This is a genomic window from Sphingobium indicum BiD32, assembly GCF_000382885.1.
Lineage (GTDB): Bacteria > Pseudomonadota > Alphaproteobacteria > Sphingomonadales > Sphingomonadaceae > Sphingobium > Sphingobium japonicum_C.
The window spans coordinates 1-25,584 of record NZ_CAVK010000004.1 but is presented as its reverse complement, the minus strand read 5'-3'; the positions used below and the strand labels follow the sequence as shown (position 1 = coordinate 25,584).

Genomic DNA, 25,584 nt, shown 5'->3' with positions numbered 1-25,584 from the left:
GAGCAGAATTTTCGTTCGCGCGGCAATAGCCCGCTTCTTTTGTCGCTATTTCAATTTCTTCCGTTGCTCCCTGAGCATCAGATGGCAGGCAAGCCTGTCATGGCCATCGGTCCGGCGCTTCTCCCATGGTGGGGACCAGTCAATGGGTGGTTCGCCGCAATAATAACGTCCCGCCCCGGCACTGCTTTTCGCATCAGCCGATGTCGAAATTGCCGTGGCGATCATGCCCAACGCCAATATCAGCTTGCTAGACGGCATGACTGAATCGCCCCTCGGCCGGGCGAAGATAGGCGTCGAAGCACGCCGCGACCGACCGGGCATAGGGCTGCGCCTCCGGGCGAATCTCGATCAACCCGTCGTTCAGCCGGGCGATGCCCATGTCGACAAATCTGGCCAGATCGCGGGATTGTCCAACCCCCTCGCTTGGCGCTACGCCGTCACATAATAGGCGCTCGATCAGTCGGCCGCGTTTCTGGTCGTCAGCGCTGCGCTTCACGCCGCGTGTCGCGGTCAACCGCTCCTGTGCGATGATCTCCCGATATGCACCGGCATTTTTCTCATTCTGCACGATCAGGTCGGGAAACTGGCTGATCGCGCTGGCACCCAGACCGATCAGGACGTCACTGTCATCCTCGGTAAAGCCCTGGAAATTGCGCCGCAGCGTTCCGCCGATTGCGGCCTGAGCCAGGGGATCATCGGGCAGGGCGAAATGATCGAAGCCAATGGCGCGATAGCCCGCGGCAGTCAGCATCGCATGACCTTGTGTCGCCATCGCGAAGCGCGTGGCCATGTCGGGAAGATCGGCCTGCGCGATCCGGCGCTGACGGTGCAGCAGGTGCGGCATATGTGCATAGCCAAACAGGGCGATACGCGATGGTGCCAGGCGGATGCTTGTTTCCAGTGTTTCGGCCAGATCCGCCTCGCTCTGGCCCGGCAGGCCGTACATCAGGTCGAACCCGACGTCGATTTGAACCCGGCGCAGCCCGGCAACCGCCGCTTGCACCATATCGACCGGCTGCACCCGCCCTATGGCCCGTTGGACGTGGGGTGCAAAGGTCTGCACACCCAGATTGACGCGCGAAACGCCGATCTGGCCCATGGCGTCGATCCATGCCTGGTCGAGGCGACGTGGATCGATTTCGACTGACAGGGCGGCCGCACTGGTATCAAAACATAGCAGCAACTGGTGATTAAGGCGGACCCAGTCGACCAGCGGCAGCGAATTCGGACTGCCACCGCCAAAGGCGATATGGGTCACGCGCCTCCGCCCGCCCAGGCGCGAGGCGACCAGCGCGATTTCCTGCTCCAGCGCATCGACATAGATGGCCAGGCGGCGGGGCCGGGTCGCGGCACCGGTGTTGCACCCGCAATACCAGCAGATGTCGTGGCAATAGGGGATGTGAAGATAGAGCGATATCCCGGCATCCTGCGGAAGAGTGTCGAGCCGCTCCGCCAGCGCCTCGGCGCCGACGGCTTCGGTGAATTGTGCAGCAGTGGGATAGCTGGTGTAGCGCGGCACGGGGGCCGCCAGCAGATCGGGATAGTATCGGAACATGGGAACGGCCTGCCACCGGTCGCGCGTCAACGCATTGCGCAGGATCAAATTTCTGATTGCGCGGCGTCAAGGAAGGAACGGCAGGCCGGGCCTACAAGGCGTTATTGACCGCAACATCAGGGACGGAGACAATAATGCGTATAAAGACTTTCTTGCTGGCCAGCGCCATGGCCGGCGCACTGATCGCCGGACCGGCCCAGGCCAAACAGGGTGACATTCTGCTGCGCCTTCGCACGATCATGGTCGCGCCCAACGAGAAGAGCGGGAGTGTTCTGCCAGCCTTTCCGGGCGAGAAGGTAGCCGTGGACAACAGCATCATGCCCGAAATCGACGTCACCTATATGGCGACAGACCATATCGGTTTCGAGCTGATCGCCGCGACCACGAAACATAGCGCCAGCGGCCGCACCGGCACGACCGGCGGCATTGGCAAGCTCGCCTCGACCTGGGTGCTGCCGCCGACGCTGACGATGCAATATCATCCCGTGGTCGATGGCCATGTCCGGCCTTATGTGGGGGCGGGCATCAACTATACCCTATTCTATGCTGAAGATGCATCCACCGCCCTGGAGACAGCCGTGGGCAAGACCAAGGTTCATATGAAGGATAGTGTCGGTTGGGCCGGCCAGATCGGGGTCGATATCGACCTTAACGACAGGATTTTCCTCAACATCGACGTCAAATATATTGACATCGACACCAAAGCGCGACTGGCGACCACGGCCGCTGGCGTCCAGTGCGTCAAGCTGGGCCTAGACCCGTTCGTATTTGGCGTCGGCGTCGGCATGCGCTTCTGAACACGAACTGGCGCGCAGGAAAATGGCTTGGACGATCCGTCGTCCGAGCCTTTTCCCCTTTGCCCGCCATGTAAATTTGCGTGTTGCTTGAATCGGTGGCTTTGGAACTGTTGGTCCTCGACGATTGCCTCATCCCCGACCCGTTCCGCCCATCCACCTTACGGAAAAATGGCACCCGCTCATCTTCGCGCGGCAGCTTGCGATCTCCTTTTGCGCGAAATGCAAAAATCGCAGATGGCAACCCGCCAGAAGCATGACTAACTATGTATGCTGGTGAAAATGTGGTGGACGCACTTGGGCTCTAACCTACGAGCGGCAATCAGAAGATCCTTGCGCGTCCGTGTTGGCCCAAATGTAAAAAAACTGGGATTCCTGGTCGATATGATTCTGGATATGCTCGCCAGTATCCAACACCAAAAAGTACCTAAGGTAGAAGGTGCATATGGCGAATAAAGCTGGAAACGGACGACGAGGACTGCGATCTGCTGGTCCATGGTGGACTGACAGACGCGCTGCCAACAGCGGCCCGCGCTGGCAATAGGGCATAAGGGGCGTTTCGACGGACGCGGGGAAGCCGGCAACCCGGTTAATACATTTGCGGTCGAAGAATCATTGCGCGCGCACCGTCCCGCGTGGCCAGCACGTCCGATCCCGCCGGCAGAGCTGTGGCGACTTCTGCAAGCGTGATCGGTACCGGGTTGGGTCGACCCGGGCCGCGCAGGAATGTATTGGCATCGAGCGTCAGCGTTACGACGGTGTCATCGACCTCGTTGCGGATGGTCACCGCGTCGGTGGCAATATGCAGCACTTTGCCGGCGACCGGCAGTGGGCCTGATCGACGCGCGGCGCGAATGTCCAGCGAGATGCGGAAGCGATCCGACCTGTTGCCAAGACCATAATGCGGCATTTCCTTGCAGAAAATCAGAACATCGCCGAGATGGTAATCGGCCCGGGCCCAGCAATCGTCGGGGATCGGGCCACCTTTGGTGAATACCGCCTTGCCGTCGATGATTTCCATCCAGCCGCGCTTGTGCTGCCCAGTGGCAAGCACGATCCCGCCTAAAGCCTCGGTGATGTCGGTCAGGGGAATCCAGCAGATCTCGAATTCGAGACCGTAGTTCGACATGCCGTCCTGGTGATTACCGATATAGAGTTCGACCTTGTCACGGGGACGTGGCGCCACAAGGCGGTAGTAATCCATTGGCAACCAGTAGAGTTCGTCCTCGAGAATTTCCTCGAAGAACGCCTTGATCGGCGCCTCCTTGACGAAGGTTTGCCATGCGTGAAGCTGGTGCAAGGTCGTAAAGGTCGACGGCACCGCATCCAGCGGCTTGCCGTTCCAGATCGGCTCGGCCGCATCCGCATCGATGGCACCGAGTTCCTTGAGCTCAGCCATGAACTTATCCTTCAACCGCTGCAAAGCATCCCGGTCCAGAACATTGCGGAAGAACCAATAGCCATGTTCGTTCCAGATGCGGGTCAGTTCGGCGCGGTCGCCGATGGCGTAGGTCGATTCGAGCAATGGCTTCATGACAGCTTGTCCTCTCGTTTCTCTTGTGTGGTTTTGCCCGACCCGGCGGCCGCGACATGAACCCCGCGAGATTCCCCGCCGCATCGTCGCTGGCCATCCGGCGGCATTCAGAAGCGGCGGCGCCTCTCTGCTTCGCCGCCGAACAGATTGGTGCCGATGGCACGGCCCGAATCGCGGTACATCGCGCTCGCCGGATGGTTGCGCGCGACCATCAGGTCCGAATATATCCGGGCTAGCGGCTTGTTCAGGTACGCGACACCGCCTCCTGATTCCTCGAAGAGCCGCTTGGCGGCATCGGCAGCGCGGGCGCCGGCAGACTGGGCGCGGTAACGGAACATGTTGATCGTCGCTTCGTCGGGTACGCGGCCTTGCGCGGCGATTTCGGTCAGCGCGCCGAGGTCGTGGATCGCCAGGGTGACCAGTTCGTCATAGGTTGCGAACGCCTCGCCGACTGCCAGCAAGGTGTCTGGATGCTCGGATACGGGTTTTCCCGTGATCACCGATATTTTCGGCGCAAGATACTCCACCACGGTGTCGAGCATGTTGCCGAGGCCACCGATGCTGGTTGCCGAAACCAAGCGGTTGAAGACCAGGATATATGGGATCCGCAACCAAGGGTTTGAGTTGACGGCGAAACCGGGGAAGTCAAACCCCTCCGTGCCGGGGCCGAACGGCACCGTGCGATATTCAGGTACGAAGCATCCCTTGACCCGCACGGTCTTGCTGCCGGTAGCCTTCAGCCCGACGACCTTCCAGTCATCGACGATCTCAACCTCGCTGCCGGGAACCAGGAACGTGAGAAAACGCGATTCGTCTCCATCGACGAACGCCCCGAGCATGAACCAGTTGCAATGATCGCAGGCACTGGAGAACGGCCAACTGCCGCTGAACTCGAAACCGCCGGCAACCGACTTGGCCATGCCATACGGATTGTATGGCGATGCGATGAGCACATCGGGCGTATCGCCCCAGACGTCATCTTGCGCACGTTTGTCGAACAGGCAGAGGTGATAGGCGTGGCCTTGGGTGATGCCATAGGACCAGCCAGCCGACTGGTCCCCGCGCGAGATCGCCACGGCTGCCCTAGCAAAGACTTCGAGGGGCTGTTCGAGCCCGCCATAACGGCGCGGCTGCATCACCCTTGTCAGGCCGGCCTGCTTGAGTTCCGCAAACGTCTGCCGGCTGGTGAAGCCGGCGGCATGGTCCGCTTCGGCCCGCGCCCGCAGGTCCGGTATCATCGCGGAGGCGCGGGAAACAAGGTTATCGGCAAATCCGGGTGAATCGATATTGCCGAACTCGGATTTGATTGCAGCAAGCGTACCCATCACGGGTCTCCTGTTTCGAGAGATGGATTAGATGAAGTCCTGCGGGGCAATGTTAGGCTCGATCCCAAGCAGAGCCTTGCCAAAGATCTCGTAACCGACATAAGGCAGGTTGGCGGTGTGACGCATCGCGAATACGCAATCGCGATAAAGCCGCTGGAGCGGATTGCTGTCGGCAAAAGCGCTGGAGCCGGCCAGGAACATCAGCGTGTCGACCGCTTGGCTGGCCAGTTCGACCGCGACCGAACCCTCGCCTTTGCTTTGGGCGCGTTCGATGGGGGTCATCGGCACGCGGGTCATTCCGACACGGTCAATGATCTCGCAGTTCTTGACAGTCATTGCTTCGGCAGCCGCTATCTTGGCGGCGGCGCGACCGAACTCGGCCTGTGCCGTTACACAATCTGCCTGGCGTCCATATGTCGTGTACACGATCGGGCGACGCCTCGATGCATCCGCCACGCGTTCTAGAATCGAGTTGGCAGCGCCGCCCACCACGGCATGCGCCGTCGCGCGCAGGAAGGGCATGAACGGCCAGTAGTCGCTCGGCTCACCGACATGGCGCTTGTTTGGATGCTGCATGCCGTAGCAGTATTGCACGAGGTTCTGGAACTGGAAGTCGGGGATGAAGTGCTTGTCGACCACGATGGTGTTCGATCCGGTGCCCTTCATTCCCATCATGTGCCAAGTGTTCTCGATGGTGACATCATTCATCCGCACATAGGCGTTGCCGCCGTGCTCGATCCGGCCATCGGGATGGTGGATGTTGCAACCCAGCTGTGCCCAGTCGGCATGATAGCAGCCCGAGGAATAGGGCCAGCGCCCCGAGAGCAGATAACCACCATCAACCGGTTCCAGCTTGCCCGGCGGATTGGCGATGCCGCACAGCACCGGCTTGCTGCCGTCTCCAAAGATGGCTTCTTGGACGTTATCGTTCGTCAGGCTGGCAACCCAGGTGGTGCCGTGGAACACGGTGTAGACCCAGCCTACCGAGCCGTCGGCCTTAGCCAGCTCTGCACCGACCAGCGCCATCGCCTTGGCACTCGTGCCGTAACCGCCCCAGCGGCGTGGCAGAGCCATGTCCCAGAATCCGGCATCCTTGAGCGAACTGACGACATCCGCGTGAAGGCGGCCGTTCTCGTCCGACCAGGGGGCGTAGCTTTCGATCAGCGGTCGCAGTTCGCGAGCTCGGCCAACCATCTCTATCGCTGCGGCCTCGTTATAGCCCGAGCCGTCAACCGTTTCAGGGATATTGATAAGCGTCGCCATATCGACTGTTCCGTCCATTTGGGTTGCGGATGGCAGGGAGGGAGGGCGCCTCGGCTTGCGGCCCCGCATTTCAGGGCAGGCTTGGTTGCAGGTCAGTTCCGGCGTTACCCCCGCCATTCCATACTATTTGCACACTTAATGTCTAATATGTCTAATCTATGGATGTGGTTTGCTTGCCCGTCTTTGATTTCGGTCAAATCCGGATAAATACTGATGGGCAGCGGTGTTGCTGTACCAAACCGCGCAGCGACGGTGCGCGGCGGGCGCCAGCCGGACCGGCGTGCTGCCGTGCATTCCCAAGTCGCACACCGTGATCGGCATCAAGACCGGGATGTTTAGCCGCGACGACTTCGTCTACGACGCCGAGCAAGATCATTACATCTGCCCTGCGGGCGCGACGTTGACCAAGGCGACTGCCCGCTCCGATCGTCGCGACATGGATCAATATCGCAATCTTGCCTCATGCCACACATGCGCGCTCAGGCCGCGCTGCACGCCAGAAAAAGTAAAGCGCGTCATGCGCTGGAAGCACGAAGGCGTGCTCGATGTCATGCAAGCGAGGCTCGACCATATGCCCGATGCGATGATTCAGCGCCGAAAAACCGTCGAGCACGTCTTCGGTACGCTCAAATCATGGTCGAGTAGCGCGCATCTTTTGACAAAAGCGCTCGAAAAGGTCCGAACCGAAATGAGCCTCTCGGTTCTCGCCTACAACATCAAGAGAATGATCCTGTTGTTCGGCGCGCAGCCTCTCATCCAGGCAATCCGAGCCTGACCAACCGACCTCCAGCGGTCTCGACACGGCTGCGACGACGCTCCGATCATGCCGTGCAGAAGCGTTTTTACACGTCCTCGGTCGTGTCCCGACCAGCCTGGCTGCGCGGTCAAGTGGTTGATCGCATAGCATAGTTACTCGCTCGCAGGCCAGCTCAACGTAACGGATAATCCGCCATTTCGCGCAGCGCCATATGCCACGCTGGCCTTCATCGCCTCAGCAAGGCCCCGGACGATCGCGAGGCCCAGTCCCGCGCCGCCTGCGCGCCGGTCGCGCGCCGGTTCCAGCCGGTAATAAGCAAGCCCCAGTCGTTTCAGCTCCTCGGCCGGGACGCCAGGACCATCATCCTCGAACCGCCACAGGGTCCGGTCGCCATCGCGCGCGATCGTGACGTCCATGCGCGTGCCATGGCGCAGGCCATTGTCAACGAGGTTCCCGAAGATACGCTCCAGCCCTGACGGGTCCGCACAAATGTCGGCTTGGACTATACCCCCTTCCGTCACCGTCCGGATGCGATCGGCTTCCGGGCGCATCTCGACCAGATCGCGTGTCAGGGCGACGAGATCGACACGCTGCGTCCTGTCACCGCCTGCGCGATCTATCCCGGCGAACAGCAGGTTGTCGTCGAGCAGCTTGGACATCTGCTCCAGATCCTGCTCGGCGCGGTGATGCTGCTCAGAGTCGGCGATATAGTCCATGCGAAGGCGCAGCCGCGTGAGATAGGTACGCATGTCATGGGCAATGCCCGCAAGAATGAATGTGCGCTCTTCCACCAATGTCGCGATCCGGCGCTTCATGCCGTTAAAGGCCAGCGCCAGGTCGCGCGTTTCCCGGCTGCCTTCCGCCTGTGCGTCGGGAGCGTGGATATCTTCCCCGAAGGCGTGAACGGTTCGGGTCAGCCGTCGCAGCGGCCCCGTCGTCTGCCGCAGAGCAAGCCACAGCAGCGCCAGCAGGATCGCGCCCGCCATGAAGCCCAGCAGGCTGCGTTGGGCGAGGTAGGCGCGCAGCCCGCTCGCGGGGCGCCCGGTCAGGATCAGGACGCGACCGTCGCGCATCCAGATGGTAAGCCGAATGGGAACGAGAAAGCGCAACGGGCGCGCCCGATCCCCCATCAGCGATCCAGCTATGCCAGGTCCTCCATCCACCACCATATTATGATCCGTCAGGGCCGCGCGATAGGCGCGGGCCAGGGGTGCCAGTGCGTCGGGAACCTCCCGATAGTCGCCGGGCGCCGCGTGCGCGATCCGCACAGTGAAGAGCGATCCGTCATAGCTGCTTGCCAGCCGGTCGGCGCCCGAGGGGCCTGCGCGCTCCATGGCGATGACCATTTCCACCAGGGCGGATGCCGTAGGAAGGCCGTAAGTGCCGTTATCGCTGGTCCGGCCGGGCACCTGCCAGACGAACAGCAACGCAAGCTGCATCAGGACAAAGCCGCCCAGCATGACCAGCCCAAGGCGAAAGGAGAGCGTCGTACCCATGGATCAGAGCCGCCGCACAGGGGAGACGAACACATAGCCGCCGCCCCGAACGGTCTTGATGAGCGCCTCGCCGCCCGGATGCGCGGCAAGCTTGCGCCGGACCCGGCCCAGTTGCACGTCGATGGTCCGGTCGAACGGCCCGCCTTCCCGGCCGCGCGTCCAGTTCAGCAGTTGCTCGCGCGAGAGCACCCGCTGCGGCCGTTCGACCAGGCAGAGCAGCAGGTCATGCTCGCCCCCGGTAAGGTCCAGCGGCTGCCCGTCCGGTGCGGTCATCTGGCGCGCGTCCACGTCCCACATCCATCCCTCGAACGCATAGCGGCGTCCGCCGGGCGACTGGATCATACCCCCGCTCGCCTGTGATCGGCGCAGCAGCGCGCGCAGCCGTGCAACGAGCTCGCGCGGATTGAAGGGTTTGGGCAGATAATCGTCGGCACCAATTTCCAGTCCGATAATACGATCGACATCGTCGCTGCGCGCGGAAAGGATCATCAGCGGCAATTGCCCCCCGGCGCGGATGCGACGGCATAGCGACAGGCCGTCCTCGCCGGGCAGCATGATATCGACCAATGCCGCGTCCAGCGGTGTTCGCAAAAGCAAGGCATCGAAATCCGCCGCGCTGCGGCACGGATGCGCATCCATCCCTTCCCGCACGAGCAGGGCGGCGACCAGGGTGCCAATCTCCTCGTCATCCTCGACCAGGGCGATTTGCGGGCGGGGTGTCATGTCCATGGACAGACCATGCCACGCCGCCGGACGGGGGCAAGGCGTGTTACATTTTGTCACCTTATGATCCGTGCCGGTCGCATGGCGCTTACGGCCATGCCGCACACAGCGTCTCCGGGGCATCAGCCCCATAACATGCCCCCTTGAGATGGAGATTGAAACATGAAGCATTTTCTGACCCTCGCGACCATGGGCCTCGCGCTCGCCGGCAGCCTTGCCGCCACGGCGGCCGAGGCAGGCCAGCGCAGCCGCAATGTCAGCGTGCAAGGGGCCAATGGCCATGGCTACAACCGCTCGCGCAGCGTCTCGCGCCAGCCAGGTGCGACATCGGTCAATCGGTCGATACAGACCAACAGCGGCCGCGGCGTCAGCTCCAGCCGCACCGCAAGCTGGGGCAATGGCAGCTATGCTGGCGGTGCCACCCACACCACCAACAACGGCACCAGCTGGGGTCGGTCCACCAGCGCCGTCCGCAACGAAGACGGCAGCATCAACGCCACCACCACCCGTACCCGACCGGATGGTTCGACCGGAACCGTGACCCGCTCCACCCAGCCCTATTGAACCTTTGCCTTGCGCCGACCTGGCATCCATTTTCTCCCCCCGGCCATCTGCCGGGTCGGTGCGCATCCGACGAAAGCTGATCCATGACGTTCCTATCCCCCTTTCTGCGCGCGACCATTCTGGCTGGCGCGGCATTCGCCACATTCCCAGCGGCCGCCCAGACTGGCCGATTTGGTGGCGGCGACCGCACGGCATGGTTCGACAAGGCCGATGCCAATCGGGACGGTCGCGTCAGTCGTGCTGAATTCGACAATTTTCGGATGGCGCAGTTCGGCCAGCTCGACCGCAACGGCGACGGCGTGGTCAGCCCGGCCGATTTCCCCCGTCTCGCCAAGGCCCGGCCTGATAGTTATGCGCGGCTGACCGGCATACTGGATCAGGCCGATGGTAATGGAGATGGCGTCATTTCGCGCGCGGAGATGCGCGCCGCGCCGCCCCGCCTGTTCCTGATCGCCGATGCCGACCGCAACAATGACGTCTCCCGCGCGGAATTCGACGCAGCACGGGAACGGATGAAGGCGGCGCTGGCCGCCCGGCGGCAATAGCCGTGGCCCATCATTCGCCCCTGTTCCTCAGCATCGCCGCCGTCGCGATCCTGGCGGAGCTGATCTGGCGGCTGCGTACGGGGCGCGGCTATGACGGTCGGGCCGCGCTGACCACCGCCGGCCTTGTTGCCGGCAACCTGATCGTCGGCACCCTTCATGCCGTGGTCCTCGCCACGGCATTCGGATTGGTCTGGAGCCAGGTGCCGCACCGTTTCCTGACGGACCAATGGCATAGCTGGGCGCTCGGCTTCTTCGCCGTCGAGTTTGCCTATTACTGGTTCCATCGCGCGAGCCATAGGGTGCGCTGGTTGTGGGCGACCCACAATGTGCATCATAGTGCGGAGCAGTTGACCTTCCTGTCATCGCTGCGGCTGGGATGGACCAACACGCTCTCGCTTGGCTGGCTGTTCTATCTGCCGGTGATAGCGATGGGCTTCGATCCGCGGATCGTCGTCATCCTGCTGGCAATCAACCTCAACTATCAGTTCTTCCTGCATAGTGAGGCGATCCCAAGGCTCGGCAGGGTGGAATGGGTTTTCAACACGCCGCATCATCATCGCGCGCATCACGCCAGCAATCCGGAATTTCTGGATCGCAACTTTGGCGGGATGCTGATCGTCTGGGACCGGCTGTTCGGCACGATCGCGCCCGAAAGCGACGTGATCAAGCGTTATGGCCTGGCGGGCAAAGCGCGGGAGGACAATCCGTTCAGGGTCGCCACGCGCGAGTGGGCACTCATCCTCACCGATTTCCGCAATGCGCAGGAATGGAAAGCGCGATGGGCCTCCCTTGTCCACATGAAGTGAGCGGAGAACAGGAGACGATTTTACGCCGATGCGGTCGACTGCACATGGCTTGGAATCAATGCTATTGCACCGCACCGGGACTACTGTATTATATTAACAATACAGCAGGAGGTTCGCCATGCCGTCCATCATGTCCCGCTTCCAGGATCCCCCCGTATCGACGCGGGTAAAACTGTCGGCCATGTGGGCGTCGCTGATGTTCTGCTATGTCTATGGCGACTATTTCGGCCTCTATGTTCCCGGTAAGGTCATGGCCATGAATGCGGGTCTCATGGCCTTCGGCCAGTTGACGCCCGTTACGCATGTCGCCGTCGCGGTGATGATGGCGATCCCCAGCCTGATGGTCGCGTTCTCGCTCTTCCTTCCACCTTTGTTTCGCTGGCTCCATGTCGTGCTGGCGCTGGCCTATGCCGCTATCATGCTGCTGACCATGCAAGGCGGAGCGCCGGCCTTCTACATCGTGCTGGGCGTAACCGAGATCATGTTGTCGCTCGCCATTTTCTGGACCGCGTTCCGCTGGCCCCGCGTCACGGCGGCAGGCCTGTGAGTTCGCCATCACCTGCCGCGTCATCGCAAGCCAAGCCAAGGCTTGCGGGTCTGTTCTATGCGATCACCATCGCCGCAGGTTTGTTCGCGGAGATTGGGGTTCGCTCCGCCTTCCGTGGCAACGATGCGCTTTCCGTTGCGGGCAATGCCGCTTTCTACCGCATGGGAGAAATGGCCGATGTCATCATGCTGTGTTGCTATCTCGCCGTCACCACCTTGCTGTACGAGTTGCTGCGACCCGCTGGTCACCAGTTGTCGCTGCTCGCCGCCGCCTTCAGCATGACGGGCATCGCAGTGCTGGCCGGCAATGGCCTGCTGCACATGGCGGCTCTCGCATTGATCGAGCAAGTGGGGCCAGGCGGCTTTTGCGTTGACCGATGTGACGCAGCCACCGCCACGCTGCTTGCTCTTCACGGGACGGTTTACGGCATCAGCCTGATCTTCTTCGGCATCTACTGCATGCTGATCGGCTGGCTGATCGTCCGGTCGCGCGCCATTCCTATCGCGGTGGGCATTGCGATGATGGCAGGCGGATCGGCCCATCTGGTAACGAAGACAGCTGGGCTGCTCGATCCCGATCTGGTGTTTCCTACGGTGCTGAATGTCCTTCCACTTTCAGGCGAGGCAATGCTGGCCATCTGGCTATTGCTCTTCGGGATGCGCAAAATCCCCCATGACCGCCCGCCACAAAGCGATGGAAACGCAAATAATGGCCTCGCGAGATCGGCTTTCCAATAATGGTCGATCCGCACTTGGAACGGACGATGTGGCCTGTATATCGAATGCTGGCCTCAGGATGAGACGAATTGTTCAACCGCTCACCAGCCCATGTGCTGAATTTGTCTAATGGATCACGGGCTCTAAAGCCTGGACGATATGCTGGGCAAGCAGATGGCCGGTATCGGAGATAGCGCGCCCTTCGATCAAGGCAATCTCGGTATCCGGCAATTTTGGCAACCATTGCGCTGTCGCGACAGGAACCAGAAACGAAGGCACCATCTTCCTGGGCAGAACCGAGATGCCCAGACCTGCCTTTACCGCAGCCTGCGCGCCCGCAAGGCTGGTGGAGGTGTAGGCGATGCGCCACGGCCTGCCGCCCGCGTCCAGCGCGTCAGTTGCGCGCTTGCGATACACGCAAGGTTCGGGCGAAACGACCAGCGGGATCACCTCAATGCCGTCGATTGCCTCCTGGTCGCGGGCCACCCAAACCAGCGGCTCGCGCCAGACGCGCACGCCCTGAGGCGCGGCAGCCGGCTCGCGTTTGACGAGGACAAGATCGAACGCGCCGGCGTGGAAGCGGTCGAGCAAGTTGAGCGTAAGGTCGCATGTGACCTCCAGTTCGACCAGAGGATGCGCGTCTGTGAACAGGGCCAGTATGTCGGGAAGATGGGCCGTGGCAAAGTCTTCCGGCACGCCCAGCCGGACGGCGCCCCTGACATCCGGCTCGGTGAGTTCCGCGATGACTTTGTCGTTCATGTGCAGGATCTTGCGGGCCGAACCGAGCAGCACCTGTCCGTCGAGTGTCAATCGCACTGACCGGGCCGTCCGTTCGAGCAGAATTCGGCCGAGCATAGCCTCCAGGCGCTTGATCTGCAAACTGATGGTCGATTGGGTCCGTCCCAATCGCGCGCCAGCCGCAGTAAAACCGCCCAGATCGGCGATAGTGACGAAGGCGCGAAGCAGGTCGATGTCGAGGTTGCGCACGTTCATCCTGAAGCCTCAGCTGATCATTGGGAATTTCAATCCATAATATTGCCAGAACTCATTTTGCAAATGAATGAAGATGCGGGAAGGGCGGTTTGTGATCGACATGACTATGGATGAACGAAAGCGGACCGGCCCGCCGCTGCCTGTTGCCGCTATCGTTTCGTCATCGCTATGAGTGGTGATCGTTTCTGCGAACCGCGACACGCACAGAGGCCTTAACGGGGTTTCCACGCATCGTCGTAAATCAGATTGGGACATGGATGATGGCCGCCCACGGGCATGACCGGGTTGATTGGAGGACATTTGCGGGCTGGGCGCGGGCAGCGCTTGGACCAGAACGTCCCTTTCTGAGCATGGCGTTGATCTATGGCGCGGCGATTGGCTTCCTGTCGCTGGCGACGCCGATTTCGGTGCAGATGCTGATCAATTCGGTCGCCAACACCGCCTTGCCCGCACCCCTGTTCACGCTGGCGGGCGTGCTGCTCGCGCTGCTGCTTCTATGGGCGTTCCTGGGTGCAATGCGCATCTATGTCATGGAGCTGTTCCGGCGGCGCGTGTTCGCGCGGATCGTGGCGGAAGTCACGTTGCAGGCAGTTCATGCGCAAAACCCCTTCTTTCAGGACGATCGGCGCGGCGACCTGTTCAATCGCTTCTTTGAAGTGATGAACGTGCAGAAAGCGATCCCTTCCTTGCTTGTCGGGGGGTTCTCAATTTTCTTCCAGGCGATTGTCGGCTTCATCGTCACCGCTTTTTATCATCCCTTCTTTCTGGGCTTCAATCTGCTCTTCATCTTCACGGTCTGGCTGGTCTGGAAGCTGTGGGCGCGGCACGCGATGGAAAGCGGAATAGCGCTGAGCCACCGCAAATATGAAGCGGCCCACTGGCTCGAAAGCGTTGGAGCGTCGAACGGCTTCTACAAGTCCAGCCGCCATCTGGACTATGCCATGGATATGTCGGAAAACAGGACCGCTGCCTATGTCGCGGCCCACCGCAGCCATTTCCGCGCAACCTTTCCGCAAGCGGTAGCCCTGCTGTTGCTTTATGCCATCGCCAGCGCGGCGCTGCTGGCCTTGGGCGGATGGCTCGTCATCCGGGGGCAGCTGTCGATCGGCCAGCTGGTCGCTGCCGAATTGATCCTGTCCAGCATATTCTATGGCGCGGCGCAGCTTGGCCCCTATCTCGACACTTTTTACGATCTGGTCGCCGCTGTCGAGGAACTGTCTCTGTTTCGCGCGATCACGTTGGAGGATATACCGGTCGAAACCAGTGGCGATGCACGGCCGCGCGACGGGGCACTGGCGCTGCGACAGGTGCGGATATCTGCGGACGGGGACGATGCCTCGTTCGATCTGGTCGTACCTGCGGGCACCCATGTCGTTGCCGCCGCCGATCCTGGTGTGGACCGGTTGCTGGCCCGTCTGCTGAAACGCCATTATCGCCCGGACGCAGGAATTGTCAGCCTGGGCGGCGCGGACATCAGCGCGCTCAACATCTACCAGCTTCGCAGCGACGTCATTGTCCTTGATCGCCCGACCATCGTGGAAAGCAGTATTCGCGACTATCTGCGCCTCGCCGATCCGACCGCCAGTTCCGCCGCTGTGCTCGACGCACTGGAATCGGTGGGCCTGGGCGAACGGATCGCCCGGTTGCCGCATGGGCTGGACAGCCTGCTTTCCTCGACCGGATGGCCGCTGTCCGTGGCCGACACTATGCGGCTCAAGCTGGCGGGCGCCATTCTCGCCCGTCCAAGGCTGCTCATCCTCTCCAATCTTTTCGACATGCTGCCGTCCGGGGAACTGCGCGCGGCGCTGCACCAGCTCGATGGTGGGGATGGCAGCACGATCATCGTTTTCACGGTTCGGCCCGACGCGCTTGGCTTTGACCATATGCTCTGGCTGGGACGAACAGGTCAGTTGCTGACGCAGGATCCCGGCGCCTTTGCAGCAGCCAGGGGAGGCGACGATGCCATTTCGCGCTGATCACATCACGCATTTCAAGACGCTGGAAAGCCTGCGCCCGCCGCGCCCCGCGCGCGTGTTCGGCTGGATGCTGCTCATGGGCATGGCGGCATCCATTGCGTTCCTGCTCTTTGTCCCCTGGGTGCAAACCTCCACAGGCATGGGGCAGGTCATCGCGCTTGATCCGCGCGATCGGGTGCAGAACATCACCGCCCTCGTCCCCGGTCGGGTCGAACAATGGTATGTGACCGACGGCGAACTGGTGAAGAAGGGCGATCCCATAGCCCGCATCGCCGATAATGACCCCGAATTGCTCAGCCGCCTGCGCGCGGAGCGTGCGCAGGCCGATGCAGAAATCGCCGCGACGCAGCAGGCCATGGCCGTGGCCCAGCGCGACGTTGGCCGGATGCAGCAACTCTATGCCGAAGGGCTGTCGCCGCGGCGCGATCTGGAACTCGCGCAGATCAAGGTGGCCGATTATGGGGCCAAGGTCGCCAAGAGCCTTGCCGACCGGAACCGGCTCGACATCAACATCAATCGCCAGTCGGTCCAGATCGTGCGCGCGCCGCGCACCGGTCGCGTCCTGCGCATCCTCGGCGGTGACAATGCGACGATGGTGAAGGAAGGCGACATCATCGCCACCTTTGCCCCGGAACAGGCTGTGCGGGTGGTGGAGCTTTATGTCGACGGGCGCGACGTGCCGCTCATCTATCCGGGCCGACCCGTCCGACTGGAATTTGAAGGCTGGCCCGCCATCCAGTTCAGCGGCTGGCCGTCGGTTGCGGTCGGCATGTTCGACGGGCAGGTCCGTGCGATTGACGTATCGGCTTCGCCCAATGGCCTGTTCCGCGTGCTTGTCGAACAAAAGACCGGCGCACGCCCATGGCCGCAGGAACCGTTCGTACGGCTGGGCGCCAAGGTGCGCGGTTGGGTGATGATGGATACGGTTTCCACCGGCTACGAACTCTGGCGGCTGCTCAACGATTTTCCGCTGCAATATCCCGCTGGCGCGCTCGACCAGCAGACCGGCCAGAGCACGTCCTACGGCACGGCTTCCGGCAGCGGCAAGGATGGCGGCAATGCCAAATAGAATCGCGTGCGTCCTGCTGGCACTTGTCGCCAGTGCCGCCGCGCCGCCGCTCGTCGCGCAGCAAGTCGCCCCCTTGCCGCAGATGGCGTCGATCGACGCGCCCACACTCACCATCGACGCGCTGCTGACCAATTCCGCGCGGCAATCACCGCAAATTCTGGAAGCACTGGCCAGGACGCGCGCCGCCGATGCGAAGCGGCTGACGGCCGAAGGCGCGTTCGACACTGTCTTTTCGGCCGAAGGCGGATCACGGCTGGCCGGCTATTATGGCGGGACATATGCCGATGCGAAGGTCGTGCGTCCGATCGAGGATTGGGGCGGGCAGGTCTATGGCGGCTATCGCCTCTCCAATGGACGATTCCCCATCTATGAGGACAAGAATTACACCAATCAACTGGGTGAAATCCGCGCTGGCGCGGTCTTTTCGCTGCTGCGTGACCGGATGATCGACGAACGGCGCTTCGGCCGGGTGAGTGCGGAAGCGGATCAGGCGATTGCCGATGCCGAGCGGCAGATGGTCGCGATCGGCGTGCAGCGCAAGGCGCTCGACGCATACCTATCCTGGGTCGCGGCTGGCCAGCGCCTGAGCATCTACCAGCGCCTCCTGTCGCTATCGCAGGAGCGACAGCGCGGCCTGCGACGCACGTTCGAGGCAGGGCTGCGTCCCCGCATCATCCTGACCGAAAATGAACAGCAGTTGTTGCGGCGCGAGGCGATGGTGGTGCAATCGCAACAGGCACTTGCCGCCGCCGCCAACAGCCTGTCGCTTTACTGGCGCGACGCAGAGGGCCGACCGACTATCCCCCGCCCGGAACAACTGCCGCAGTCTTTGCCTGAACCAATGGCGACGGCGCGCCCGGACTCGGTGCAGCGGCCCGATCTTATGGTCGCGCGATTGCGGCAGCGGCTGGTGCAGGATCGGCTGACGCTGGATCGCAACGCGCTGCTGCCGCGTCTTGATCTGAAAATGGAGGTGGCGCGCGACATTGGCGACATTGGGCCGGGCGGTGTGTCGCGCAGCGGCAATGATGTCCGGCTTGGCGTCAAATTCTCCGTTCCACTGGAACAGCGCACCGCGCGCGGCAAGCTGATGCAGAGCCAGGCGGAACTGGACGCCAACCGCACCCGTGCACAATGGCTGGACGAGCAGATCCGTGCGGAAATCGATGGCATTGTCATCACGCTCGACGCAACCACGCGCCTTATCGGCCTGTCTGAACAGGAAATGCAGCGTGCCGACGACATGGCCGTGGCAGAGCGCCGCCGTTTCGACATGGGCGCTAGCGACCTGTTCCTGGTGAACACGCGGGAGGAAAGCGCCGCCAACGTCGCCCTGTCGTTGCTGGATATGCGGCTGCGGCGCATCATCGCTGGTGCAGACCTCGCCGCTGCATCCGGGGATGCAGTATCGCTAGGGCTGCATTAGTCTGAAAGTGCTACTTCCATGATGCTGCTACATAAGGAAGCCGGCGTATCATTCATGCCAGGAACCTGCCGCATACAGCTTAAAGTCCGTATCTGGGGATCGAAAACGGGCGTCTGACTGGTTAATCGGGTCGACATCAGAATGCACAGCAGCGACGGACAGGCGGTGCGATCGTCACCATGGCGGGCGGGCTGCTGGCGAGCGGCAAATTAAGGAATAGAGCGATCGGCTCCGTCCGGATTGCGTCCATGCCGTCGGTCAAGCATCCGCATGGCTGGCGTGACTGTCAGGCCGTGGAGCAGGATTGACAGCAGGGCGACCAAACCGACAATCGCCCATAGCCGAGCCCCCTCATCAATCTCCAGATGATTGAGACCATATGCAAGATAATAGAATGATCCCACACCCCGGATCCCGAAAAAAGCGATCATTCTCTTCTCCGACTGGCTCGCCCTGAACCCTTTAAGAGCTATCAGGCCGCCAAGCGGCCGAACCACGAGCAGGATCACTATCGCCGCCGCGACGTCGATCCACTGAAGCGGCAGGAGCACGCCACTCACCAGCGCGCCGCCAAATAGCAGAAGGAGCACCATCATGGCCAGCCGCTCAACCTGCTCGGTCAGATCGTGCATCTGCCGGTTGAACTCATGATCGCGATGGGATCGCCGCAGCGTTAGCGCGGTCACGAACACGGCTAAGAAGCCATAACAGTGCAGGATCTCGGCCACACCATAGGAGATGAATGTCGCAGAGATTGCGATCAATCCGTCGCCCGTCTTGGACAATCTGGTGTCGGCGGGAACGTGGAAGGTGAGCCAACCAAACAGACGGCCGATCAGCCAGCCGCCCAGAACGCCGGCGAAAATTTCCCACAGGACATTGTACAATAGCCATTGTGCGGCCCAGGGCTCGCCCGTCGTTGCCGCCAATCCCAGAGCGATGGCGAGATGCACGAACGGGAATGCGAAACCATCATTCAGCCCTGCTTCGGACGTGAGGCCGAAACGCACCTCGTCCTCCTCGCCACTCTTGGGCGGACCCACCTGAACGTCGGAGGCAAGTACGGGGTCGGTCGGCGCCAGGCTGGCCGCCAGCAGCAGCGCTGCTACCCACGAAAGGCCAAGCCACCACCCACCGATGGCCGTGATGGCCAGGATGCCCAGCGGCATCGTAACGGCCAACAGGCGCCAGGTGATATTCCATTTTGCCCAGCCGAAAGGTCGGTCGAGTTTCAGGCCAGCCCCCATAAGAGCTATGATCACAACGATCTCAGTAAAGCGCTCGGTCACCTCCGGGTAGGTGATTGGCAAGGGCCGCAGCGTAACTCCAGGCAAGGAAAATATGACAACGCCGATGGCGATGCAGACGACGGGCAAGGACAACGGCAGGCGCTTGAGCGCCAATGGGAGCCATGCGACCAGCGCTATCAGCAGCCCGGCGCCGGTTAGGATGAGGATATATGGGTCAGGCGTTGAAATGATCTGGTGCATTGCCTGGTAACGACGCAGCAGTCTCATTGGCTACATGGCACTTGCCGAGACGGTAACTTTCACAGCATCGGCCGACGCCGCCCTCTCGCTGCTCCAGACCGGCGTGAACGCTTGTTTGCTTGGGGGCTTGAAACAATCGGTTTTTTGATATCGCCGTGAAAGACGCGGGGTAAAGGGTCGAACTTGGCCTCAACGTCCGGACGTTTTAGTCACGGCCGCCTGCTTTTGCGCATCGGGATTGCTGCCGTCGCAGAAGTTTACCTGCGCCTTTCCCTTTGCTTTGGAATGGTAAAGGGCGCCATCCGCACATTCCATTAAGCGGTCGAGATCAAGGCCATTTGTAGGAGCCAGCGCAATGCCGATGCTGACGGAAATGCGCATGTCGGTGCCCTCTATCGAATAGGGTTCGGATAGTTGTTTGATTATCCGACGGGCCAGAAGCTCGGCTTGGTCTGGATGCTGAACGACCGGCTGAATAACCAGAAACTCATCGCCCCCCAGACGAGCGACGACATCATCGCTCCGGATGGTTGCGGTCAGGCGTTGGGCAGCCTGCACCAACAGTCTGTCACCGGCCGGATGCCCAAACTGGTCGTTGATCGTTTTGAACCCGTCAAGATCAAGATAATGGACTGCGACCTGGTTCTCGATCAGGCAAGATGCCATTCTCGCCTGGAATTCTTCCCGCACAAGCAACCGATTGGCAAGGCCTGTCAAAGGATCGAACCTCGCCAGTGTCGCAAGATCATGCTTGGCCGTCAAATGGTCGACCGTTGACTTGTAGAGATGCTTCACGGACTGGATACTCATCAGCGCGACCACGACTAGAAGCATTCCTTCAAAGAGAAAGAACTGGGCATGCAGGGGCTGTGGAGACCCAACCGCCGCATGGATCATCATTCCAGCCGCTACGGGAAGCACGGATATTGCCTGGCCGAAAAGACATAGGCGCGGACGGCCGGCATTGCGGGACACTATGCCAGCACCGAAGGTGAAGATGAGGCTGACCGTAGCGAGATGGACTAACGGCTGATGAGCAGAAAGCACCCTCAGGTTCAATATCGCAATCAGGGCGGCAAAGGCGTAGGTTAGACCGGCATAGCGCCTTTCCCAACTCTTCAGCATCTCTACCGTCTGGTTCGCACCTCCCGACTTATGATATCTTTGGATCAGCAATACACGCCGGACCGTAAGGAAGGCACCGGTAGCGACCAGCGCCAGGATGGCTAAGTCGCTCCCGCTGAAGTAGACGAGTATTCCGACGAGCGCATAAATTATGCCGAAGCCTATTACGGGGCCGGTCATGGTGAAGAGCGTTGCAACAAGGTCACGATAGACGGCGTCTGGCATGAGCCGCTCAGCGTCTCGACTGAAAATGGCCGGCAATGCCGGCTCTATAGGCCTGGGTCTGCGTCTCTCCATCCCTCCTTATCCGAACATTATCTTAACGTTTCGTCTCGCGCATATGTCCTGCTGATAGTCTTTGCGCGACGAGACATCCGGACCCTGTTGCCACTGCGCCTCTTTTTTGCGAGGCGAGGGGCCAAGTTACCAGAAGCACCCTCTTCCAGTCGGGCGATGAGAAGCAACCAGGGGCCGCAACAGGCATGAGGGTGCCGGTGAGGGTCTCAAATCGGGTGGCTCCCCATCACCTCGCCGAGCCGCACAGGCCGTTCCGGCGCCCACTCTTCGTTGAAGGCAATGGCACCTTGCCTGAAAAGCATCACGATGGTCGAGCCGAGCAGGAAACGACCCATTTCCTCACCCTGCTTCAAGCGGACATGCTGGTCAGGATAGGTCCATTCGGAGGGTTTTTTTGTGCGCATCGGATTGATCACGCCGTGCCATGTCGTTGCGATGCTGCCAACGATGGTGGCGCCCACCAATATCATTGCAAACGGGCCATGTTCCGGCGATTCAAAGACGCACACCACCCGCTCATTGCGCGCAAACAGATCGGGCACGCCCCGCGCGGTGACCGGATTGACCGAGAAAAGCGCGCCCGGCACATAGATCATGCGCGTCAATATGCCGTCACAGGGCATATGCAGACGATGATAGTCTTTTGGCGACAGATACAGGTTAGCGAAACCGCCGTGGCGGAATTTCGCCGCTAGCGCGTGATCGCCGCCGACCAATGCCGTAACGGTAAATCTATGTCCTTTCGCCTGGAGGATATGATGGTCGTCGATGGCACCGAACTGGCTGATCGCGCCGTCCACCGGACAGATGAAATCGGCACAGGCCAATGGGCGTGCGCCGATCCTGAGCGGACGAGTGAAGAAGTCATTGAAGCTTTTATAGCTGGCAATGTCCGCGTTTGCCGCTTCGGTCATGTCCACGCCGTATCTTTTGACGAACCAGCGGATCAAGCGGGTCGTCGCCGAACCGGCGCTTGCGCCTGCGATCCGACCGGCGAGACTGGTCATGGCCTGCTTGGGAAGGAGGTGTTGCAGCAAAACTTTCAGGCGTTCGGTCAAGGTGAGCCTCGAAATAATGACCGCTGTTCATTCTACGGTCTTAAAAATGTATCGGCATACTCCGGTTGACCGGCGACAGCCTCCACGCCCTAAGCGGAACGTCGGCACTTGGCGACGGAAATTTGGACTAAGAACGTCTGCGAAGGGTCGACGGCGGAAGGGTCTGATATGCGCCTTCTCAGACATGTTTCCTCTGATTTTTATAGGCCGGATGCAGTCATTCAGAGGCATGACCGCAGCGCAGCTACATCCTCGTTTCCTAGCATTCATAGATCTGCAGGCGCGCGTATGATCCGCATGGATGCTCGCAGCAGGCCGTGATTGTCTTCGGCATCTCCTTGCACCTCTATCGCCAGCGAGACATGCGCAAAGGTGAGGAGCAGGTGCATGAGCCGCCGCTCGCTCTCATCCTGTTCTCCGAGCGCTATTTTGTCGAGGCGGCTCAACCCATCTACCAGCAGCGGCGCACAGACAGCGTGGAAGGCATCGCGTTCCGCGCTCGGGAAAGCGGAACGCAAATGAGCGCGATCCGCCGCCGTCGCCCCGGCCCAGCGAGCGGCAAACGGCTCCAGAGCCTCGAACCCGGATGGCAGCAGGGCGCTCATGCAGCGACCTCCGCCCCTAGAGCCGTTCCCGCCTTATAGGCCTCCACCGTCGCATCGACGGACAGGAACAGGTGGCGACACAATGCCTCCTGCGTCTGAAAATGGATATGCGTCAGAGCGCCGCTGTTCAGGCCCTTTTGCCCTGCCTCGATCACGCCCCGGTCCTCTGCATGGATGTCGCGCGCCGTCGCCATCAGATATTCCCGAGCAAAGCGCTCGCTCGCACTTTGGTCCTCGCCGATCCAGTAAAGGCGGATGACCCCGCGCGACCGCGTTGCGCTGATCGGCATCACGACGTGGGAAAAATGCTGGAGCGGCGATCCCAACAAGAAGAAATTGGGGAAAAGCGCGAAATAATCCTTCGCATCCTGCGACACCAGAACCCCGTTTGCCGCAGCTGCTTCTGCCGCCTTGCCATAGGCGATCATAGCGGGTGCCGCCGGCTGCGGCGCGTTGCGATTCGTCCAGATCGTCTGCGTACGATGCTGGCCGTGAAAGCCATATCGGACAGGATAGCCGAACGGATTTTCCGCCCCCGTGCCAGCCCCGGCAGACCGCGGATGGATGAAGCGCAGATGATAGTTTTCCTGGAAGTTATCATAGGTCAGCTTCCAGTTCGCATCGATCTCATAGACATATTCGTGGAAGGTCGTGGCCCGCGCCACCGGCAGCGCTTCGAGGCGGTCCGCCAGATCGCCAAGCCAGTCCCTGAGTGGTTCCGGCGCTTCTGCAAAGCTGATGAAGATCATCCCGGCACAGACATCCACCGCGATACGGGGCAGGGCGCATTCCTTCTTTCCGACATGGAACTGATCGAAATCGGGTGCAGAGAGCAGCGCGCCATCGGTGGAGAATGTCCACATATGATAGGGGCATGAGAAGGTCGACTGGCGTCCTGCTTCCGCCTGGACCAACTGCGTTCCGCGATGGGTGCAGACATTATGAAACGCGCGAATGCCGTCGTCCTTGCCCCGCACGATCAGAATGGAGGCGTTGGCAAATTCAATCTCACGGCGGATGAAACTGCCAGACTCCGGTATCTCGCAAACATGACCGACGTTCAGCCATGTCCGCATGAAGATGGCCTGCCGTTCGAGTTCGAAATAGGCCGGATCATAATAGGGCTTGGCCGGGATCGGATCGGTGCCCAACCAGGCGAGGTTCTGCGCAGACACGGGCTGAAAGGGGGCGCTGTGCGTGTTCATGGAACCTCCGTGATCCTTCCTCACAGCCATCCTGAATCGAGCGGTCTGCTGGAACCGTATGAACCACAGCTTCATATTTTACAACACATGTGTCGTAATTTAGGAAATTCTATTCCGAACTCAGTCCATCTCGCCGTAAAGTCCGCTGATGCTCGTGACGGAACTTTTCAATCACGGCCTCCGGCGATAGATCGGGGCGGACGCTCTGCTGATAGATTCGGGGCGCGATGAAGGCGGCGGTGAGGAGAATGGTGCAATAGACTTCCGGGTCGATCGCATCCTCTTCCGGTGTGTCGGGCTGGTTGGCCATACCGCTGACCAGTTTCTCCCAATGCGGATAATGATCGCGAATGTCCCCTGGCGCGATGAAGTCATCGAGCCACAGTTTGATGAGTTCGGCATTCTCCAGAACGAACCGTGTGATATGGTCGATCCGTTCCCGTTGCGGTGCCTGGGGAGCGAAGCCCCGTCCAAGCTGCTCCGACGACCATAGCTTGACTGCCGCGAGCAGCGCTTCGCGATCATCGAAATGATAATATAGTGTGGTGCGGTTTATCCCGACGGCGCGGGAAACGGCCGCCATCGACAGCCCATCGACCCCCTTTTGCGAGATCAGACGCGCCGCCGCAGTGACGATCAAATCATGCGTGGCGTCGAACCCTTTGTTACGTTTAGGGCCACCTTCTCTCCGTTCGCTGGTCAATTCGGATCGTCCTCAATACGAAGCTCAAATTTCTGGCAGAGGCATAGCAGCAGGGAAGGAAACGGCCGAGTCTTACAACCCACGTCCAGATAACGTTTGTCTGCTATCCGCGTGTGCCTGCCGGTAATCGGGCAATCTGCACCTGAGGATCGGAAAAGGGTCGCTGAGTGACCGACATGGGTCGGAGTTTCACAAATCCGCATTCACGGAACCCGAGTTTCACAACTATGCTGCGTTTATTGCGAATATTCGCTATTAAATAATGTCATCTGCGGGAGGATGCAGGGAAGCCTAAGCCGTCGCTTATCGCGGTCTGGTTTGGAAGTTTTGATTCTTGGGTGGAGCGGGAGGTTCTGCCGGGGGTGGAGAGCGGGGTGCTGGCTGCTGATGACATGGTTGAGCTGGTCGCTTGTCTGCGCCGCTGGGAGCACGATGGCACATGGGGGAAGGTATGCGATTAGCTCAGGCCGACCTCGATGCTCCGGTTCCATGCGAACTCAGCAAATGCCCAAGCATCTTGCACTCCGAAGAATATGGCAAGCATCACCAACGCAAACATTGCCAGCGCTATCGGCATCATGAAAAGAAGATACGCAGTCATCGACCACCAAGCGTGACGCTTCACCTGCTTGGGCGTGCGGCGAACCATTCGCTTTGTCTTTTCATTTTTGTATGGACGCTTAGCCACGCTTACCAGAAAGCGAAGTGATCGCTGGTTCGGCTTCATCGGCAGCATCACGCTGCCCTGAAACGTGGAATCGACCAAAATCCAGAAATGATAAATAAATACCAAGGATATGCCGCCGCGGATGACCACAACGTCCTTGATCGCGACCTTCAAACCTCCGGCATCGAACTCAGACGGTTTGATTTCCAGCAAATGTGAGAGGAGTAGCAAGAGCGCAAAGAAAAGAACCCTCGTTTGAAGGCGCTGCGACTCCTTACGATATTCCGCTCCTATCGTCGAATAGTGATCGCTTACCATGTGCGTTTGTGCAACGACAAATTCGAT

At 60.7% G+C, this 25,584-nt stretch carries 23 protein-coding genes and 1 pseudogene; 10 read left to right on the top strand and 14 right to left on the bottom strand.

The annotated features are described in order from the left end of the window. Window positions 1-247: 247 nt before the first annotated feature. Entirely contained in the window at window positions 248-1,555 is a 1,308-nt protein-coding gene (locus tag EBBID32_RS00365) for a radical SAM protein (RefSeq protein WP_037487934.1), read from the bottom strand. 134 nt (window positions 1,556-1,689) lie between these two features. Between EBBID32_RS00365 and EBBID32_RS00360 the strand changes: the two genes are divergently transcribed. Then, window positions 1,690-2,352, top strand: a complete 663-nt coding sequence (locus EBBID32_RS00360; RefSeq protein ID WP_006948737.1) for an OmpW/AlkL family protein — start codon at window positions 1,690-1,692, stop codon at window positions 2,350-2,352. A 586-nt stretch (window positions 2,353-2,938) separates the two neighbouring features. Here the strand turns inward: EBBID32_RS00360 and EBBID32_RS00355 are convergent. The 3 genes from EBBID32_RS00355 to EBBID32_RS00345 form a co-directional block, all read right to left on the bottom strand. Next, complete coding sequence (locus EBBID32_RS00355; RefSeq protein WP_006948735.1) at window positions 2,939-3,883, bottom strand: phytanoyl-CoA dioxygenase family protein; 945 nt, start codon at window positions 3,881-3,883, stop codon at window positions 2,939-2,941. A 107-nt stretch (window positions 3,884-3,990) separates the two neighbouring features. Beyond that, the gene (locus tag EBBID32_RS00350; protein ID WP_006948733.1) at window positions 3,991-5,208 is read right to left on the bottom strand and encodes a hypothetical protein; all 1,218 of its coding nucleotides are present in this window, start codon (window positions 5,206-5,208) and stop codon (window positions 3,991-3,993) included. Window positions 5,209-5,235: 27 nt separating this feature from the next. Beyond that, window positions 5,236-6,471, bottom strand: coding sequence for an acyl-CoA dehydrogenase family protein (locus tag EBBID32_RS00345; protein WP_006948732.1), 1,236 nt, complete (start codon window positions 6,469-6,471; stop codon window positions 5,236-5,238). A 274-nt stretch (window positions 6,472-6,745) separates the two neighbouring features. Between EBBID32_RS00345 and EBBID32_RS00340 the strand changes: the two are divergent. Continuing rightward, window positions 6,746-7,246, top strand: a pseudogene (locus EBBID32_RS00340) (transposase); the annotation flags it as partial. A 134-nt stretch (window positions 7,247-7,380) separates the two neighbouring features. Here EBBID32_RS00340 and EBBID32_RS00335 read toward each other — a convergent pair. Together EBBID32_RS00335 and EBBID32_RS00330 are read right to left on the bottom strand one after the other, a co-directional pair. Further along, window positions 7,381-8,724, bottom strand: a complete 1,344-nt coding sequence (locus tag EBBID32_RS00335; protein ID WP_006948727.1) for an ATP-binding protein — start codon at window positions 8,722-8,724, stop codon at window positions 7,381-7,383. 3 nt (window positions 8,725-8,727) lie between these two features. Further along, window positions 8,728-9,453, bottom strand: coding sequence for a winged helix-turn-helix domain-containing protein (locus EBBID32_RS00330; RefSeq protein ID WP_006948726.1), 726 nt, complete (start codon window positions 9,451-9,453; stop codon window positions 8,728-8,730). A gap of 156 nt (window positions 9,454-9,609) precedes the next feature. Here EBBID32_RS00330 and EBBID32_RS00325 point away from each other — a divergent pair, with 156 nt between their 5' ends. From EBBID32_RS00325 to EBBID32_RS00305, 5 genes are all read left to right on the top strand, one after another. Continuing rightward, window positions 9,610-10,011: a hypothetical protein gene (locus tag EBBID32_RS00325; protein WP_006948725.1), complete on the top strand. Its 402-nt coding sequence runs from the start codon at window positions 9,610-9,612 to the stop codon at window positions 10,009-10,011. Window positions 10,012-10,094: 83 nt separating this feature from the next. Beyond that, window positions 10,095-10,556, top strand: a complete 462-nt coding sequence (locus EBBID32_RS00320; protein WP_006948723.1) for an EF-hand domain-containing protein — start codon at window positions 10,095-10,097, stop codon at window positions 10,554-10,556. A gap of 2 nt (window positions 10,557-10,558) precedes the next feature. Continuing rightward, the gene (locus EBBID32_RS00315; RefSeq protein ID WP_006948722.1) at window positions 10,559-11,362 is read left to right on the top strand and encodes a sterol desaturase family protein; all 804 of its coding nucleotides are present in this window, start codon (window positions 10,559-10,561) and stop codon (window positions 11,360-11,362) included. A 118-nt stretch (window positions 11,363-11,480) separates the two neighbouring features. Further along, a complete protein-coding gene (locus EBBID32_RS00310) occupies window positions 11,481-11,909 on the top strand; it encodes a DUF6326 family protein (protein ID WP_006948720.1) in 429 nt (142 codons plus the stop codon). Continuing rightward, complete coding sequence (locus EBBID32_RS00305; protein WP_006948718.1) at window positions 11,906-12,646, top strand: DUF4386 domain-containing protein; 741 nt, start codon at window positions 11,906-11,908, stop codon at window positions 12,644-12,646. Before EBBID32_RS00310 ends, EBBID32_RS00305 begins: the two co-directional genes overlap by 4 nt. 105 nt (window positions 12,647-12,751) lie before the next feature. Here the strand turns inward: EBBID32_RS00305 and EBBID32_RS00300 are convergent, their stop codons facing one another. Next, window positions 12,752-13,618, bottom strand: coding sequence for a LysR substrate-binding domain-containing protein (locus EBBID32_RS00300; RefSeq protein ID WP_006948716.1), 867 nt, complete (start codon window positions 13,616-13,618; stop codon window positions 12,752-12,754). Window positions 13,619-13,875: 257 nt separating this feature from the next. Here EBBID32_RS00300 and EBBID32_RS00290 point away from each other — a divergent pair, with 257 nt between their 5' ends. Genes EBBID32_RS00290 through EBBID32_RS00280 form a run of 3 tightly spaced genes read left to right on the top strand, consistent with a single transcriptional unit; the run spans window position 13,876 to window position 18,089 of the window. Continuing rightward, complete coding sequence (locus EBBID32_RS00290) at window positions 13,876-15,594, top strand: ABC transporter transmembrane domain-containing protein (protein WP_006948711.1); 1,719 nt, start codon at window positions 13,876-13,878, stop codon at window positions 15,592-15,594. Continuing rightward, window positions 15,578-16,663, top strand: coding sequence for an efflux RND transporter periplasmic adaptor subunit (locus tag EBBID32_RS00285; protein ID WP_006948709.1), 1,086 nt, complete (start codon window positions 15,578-15,580; stop codon window positions 16,661-16,663). Before EBBID32_RS00290 ends, EBBID32_RS00285 begins: the two co-directional genes overlap by 17 nt. Then, complete coding sequence (locus EBBID32_RS00280; protein WP_006948707.1) at window positions 16,653-18,089, top strand: TolC family protein; 1,437 nt, start codon at window positions 16,653-16,655, stop codon at window positions 18,087-18,089. Before EBBID32_RS00285 ends, EBBID32_RS00280 begins: the two co-directional genes overlap by 11 nt. A 209-nt stretch (window positions 18,090-18,298) precedes the next feature. Here EBBID32_RS00280 and EBBID32_RS00275 read toward each other — a convergent pair whose 3' ends face one another. The 7 genes from EBBID32_RS00275 to EBBID32_RS00245 form a co-directional block, all read right to left on the bottom strand. After that, window positions 18,299-19,579 (bottom strand): cation:proton antiporter, encoded by a 1,281-nt coding sequence (locus tag EBBID32_RS00275; protein ID WP_006948705.1) that lies wholly within the window; start codon window positions 19,577-19,579, stop codon window positions 18,299-18,301. Window positions 19,580-19,768: 189 nt separating this feature from the next. Next, complete coding sequence (locus tag EBBID32_RS00270; RefSeq protein WP_231382063.1) at window positions 19,769-20,929, bottom strand: GGDEF domain-containing protein; 1,161 nt, start codon at window positions 20,927-20,929, stop codon at window positions 19,769-19,771. A 278-nt stretch (window positions 20,930-21,207) separates the two neighbouring features. Next, on the bottom strand, window positions 21,208-22,008 hold the full coding sequence (gene asd, locus EBBID32_RS00265) for an archaetidylserine decarboxylase (protein ID WP_231382062.1): 801 nt from the start codon (window positions 22,006-22,008) through the stop codon (window positions 21,208-21,210). 317 nt (window positions 22,009-22,325) lie between these two features. After that, window positions 22,326-22,664 carry a hypothetical protein gene (locus EBBID32_RS00260; RefSeq protein ID WP_006948699.1) on the bottom strand — a complete coding sequence of 113 codons (339 nt, stop codon included), beginning with the start codon at window positions 22,662-22,664 and terminating at the stop codon, window positions 22,326-22,328. Further along, window positions 22,661-23,869: an aromatic ring-hydroxylating oxygenase subunit alpha gene (locus EBBID32_RS00255; RefSeq protein ID WP_006948698.1), complete on the bottom strand. Its 1,209-nt coding sequence runs from the start codon at window positions 23,867-23,869 to the stop codon at window positions 22,661-22,663. Before EBBID32_RS00255 ends, EBBID32_RS00260 begins: the two co-directional genes overlap by 4 nt. Window positions 23,870-23,978: 109 nt before the next feature. Continuing rightward, window positions 23,979-24,572, bottom strand: a complete 594-nt coding sequence (locus EBBID32_RS00250) for a TetR/AcrR family transcriptional regulator (RefSeq protein WP_037487907.1) — start codon at window positions 24,570-24,572, stop codon at window positions 23,979-23,981. A gap of 457 nt (window positions 24,573-25,029) precedes the next feature. Continuing rightward, window positions 25,030-25,584 (bottom strand): hypothetical protein (locus EBBID32_RS00245; protein WP_037487903.1); only part of this gene is annotated, 555 nt, incomplete at its 5' end.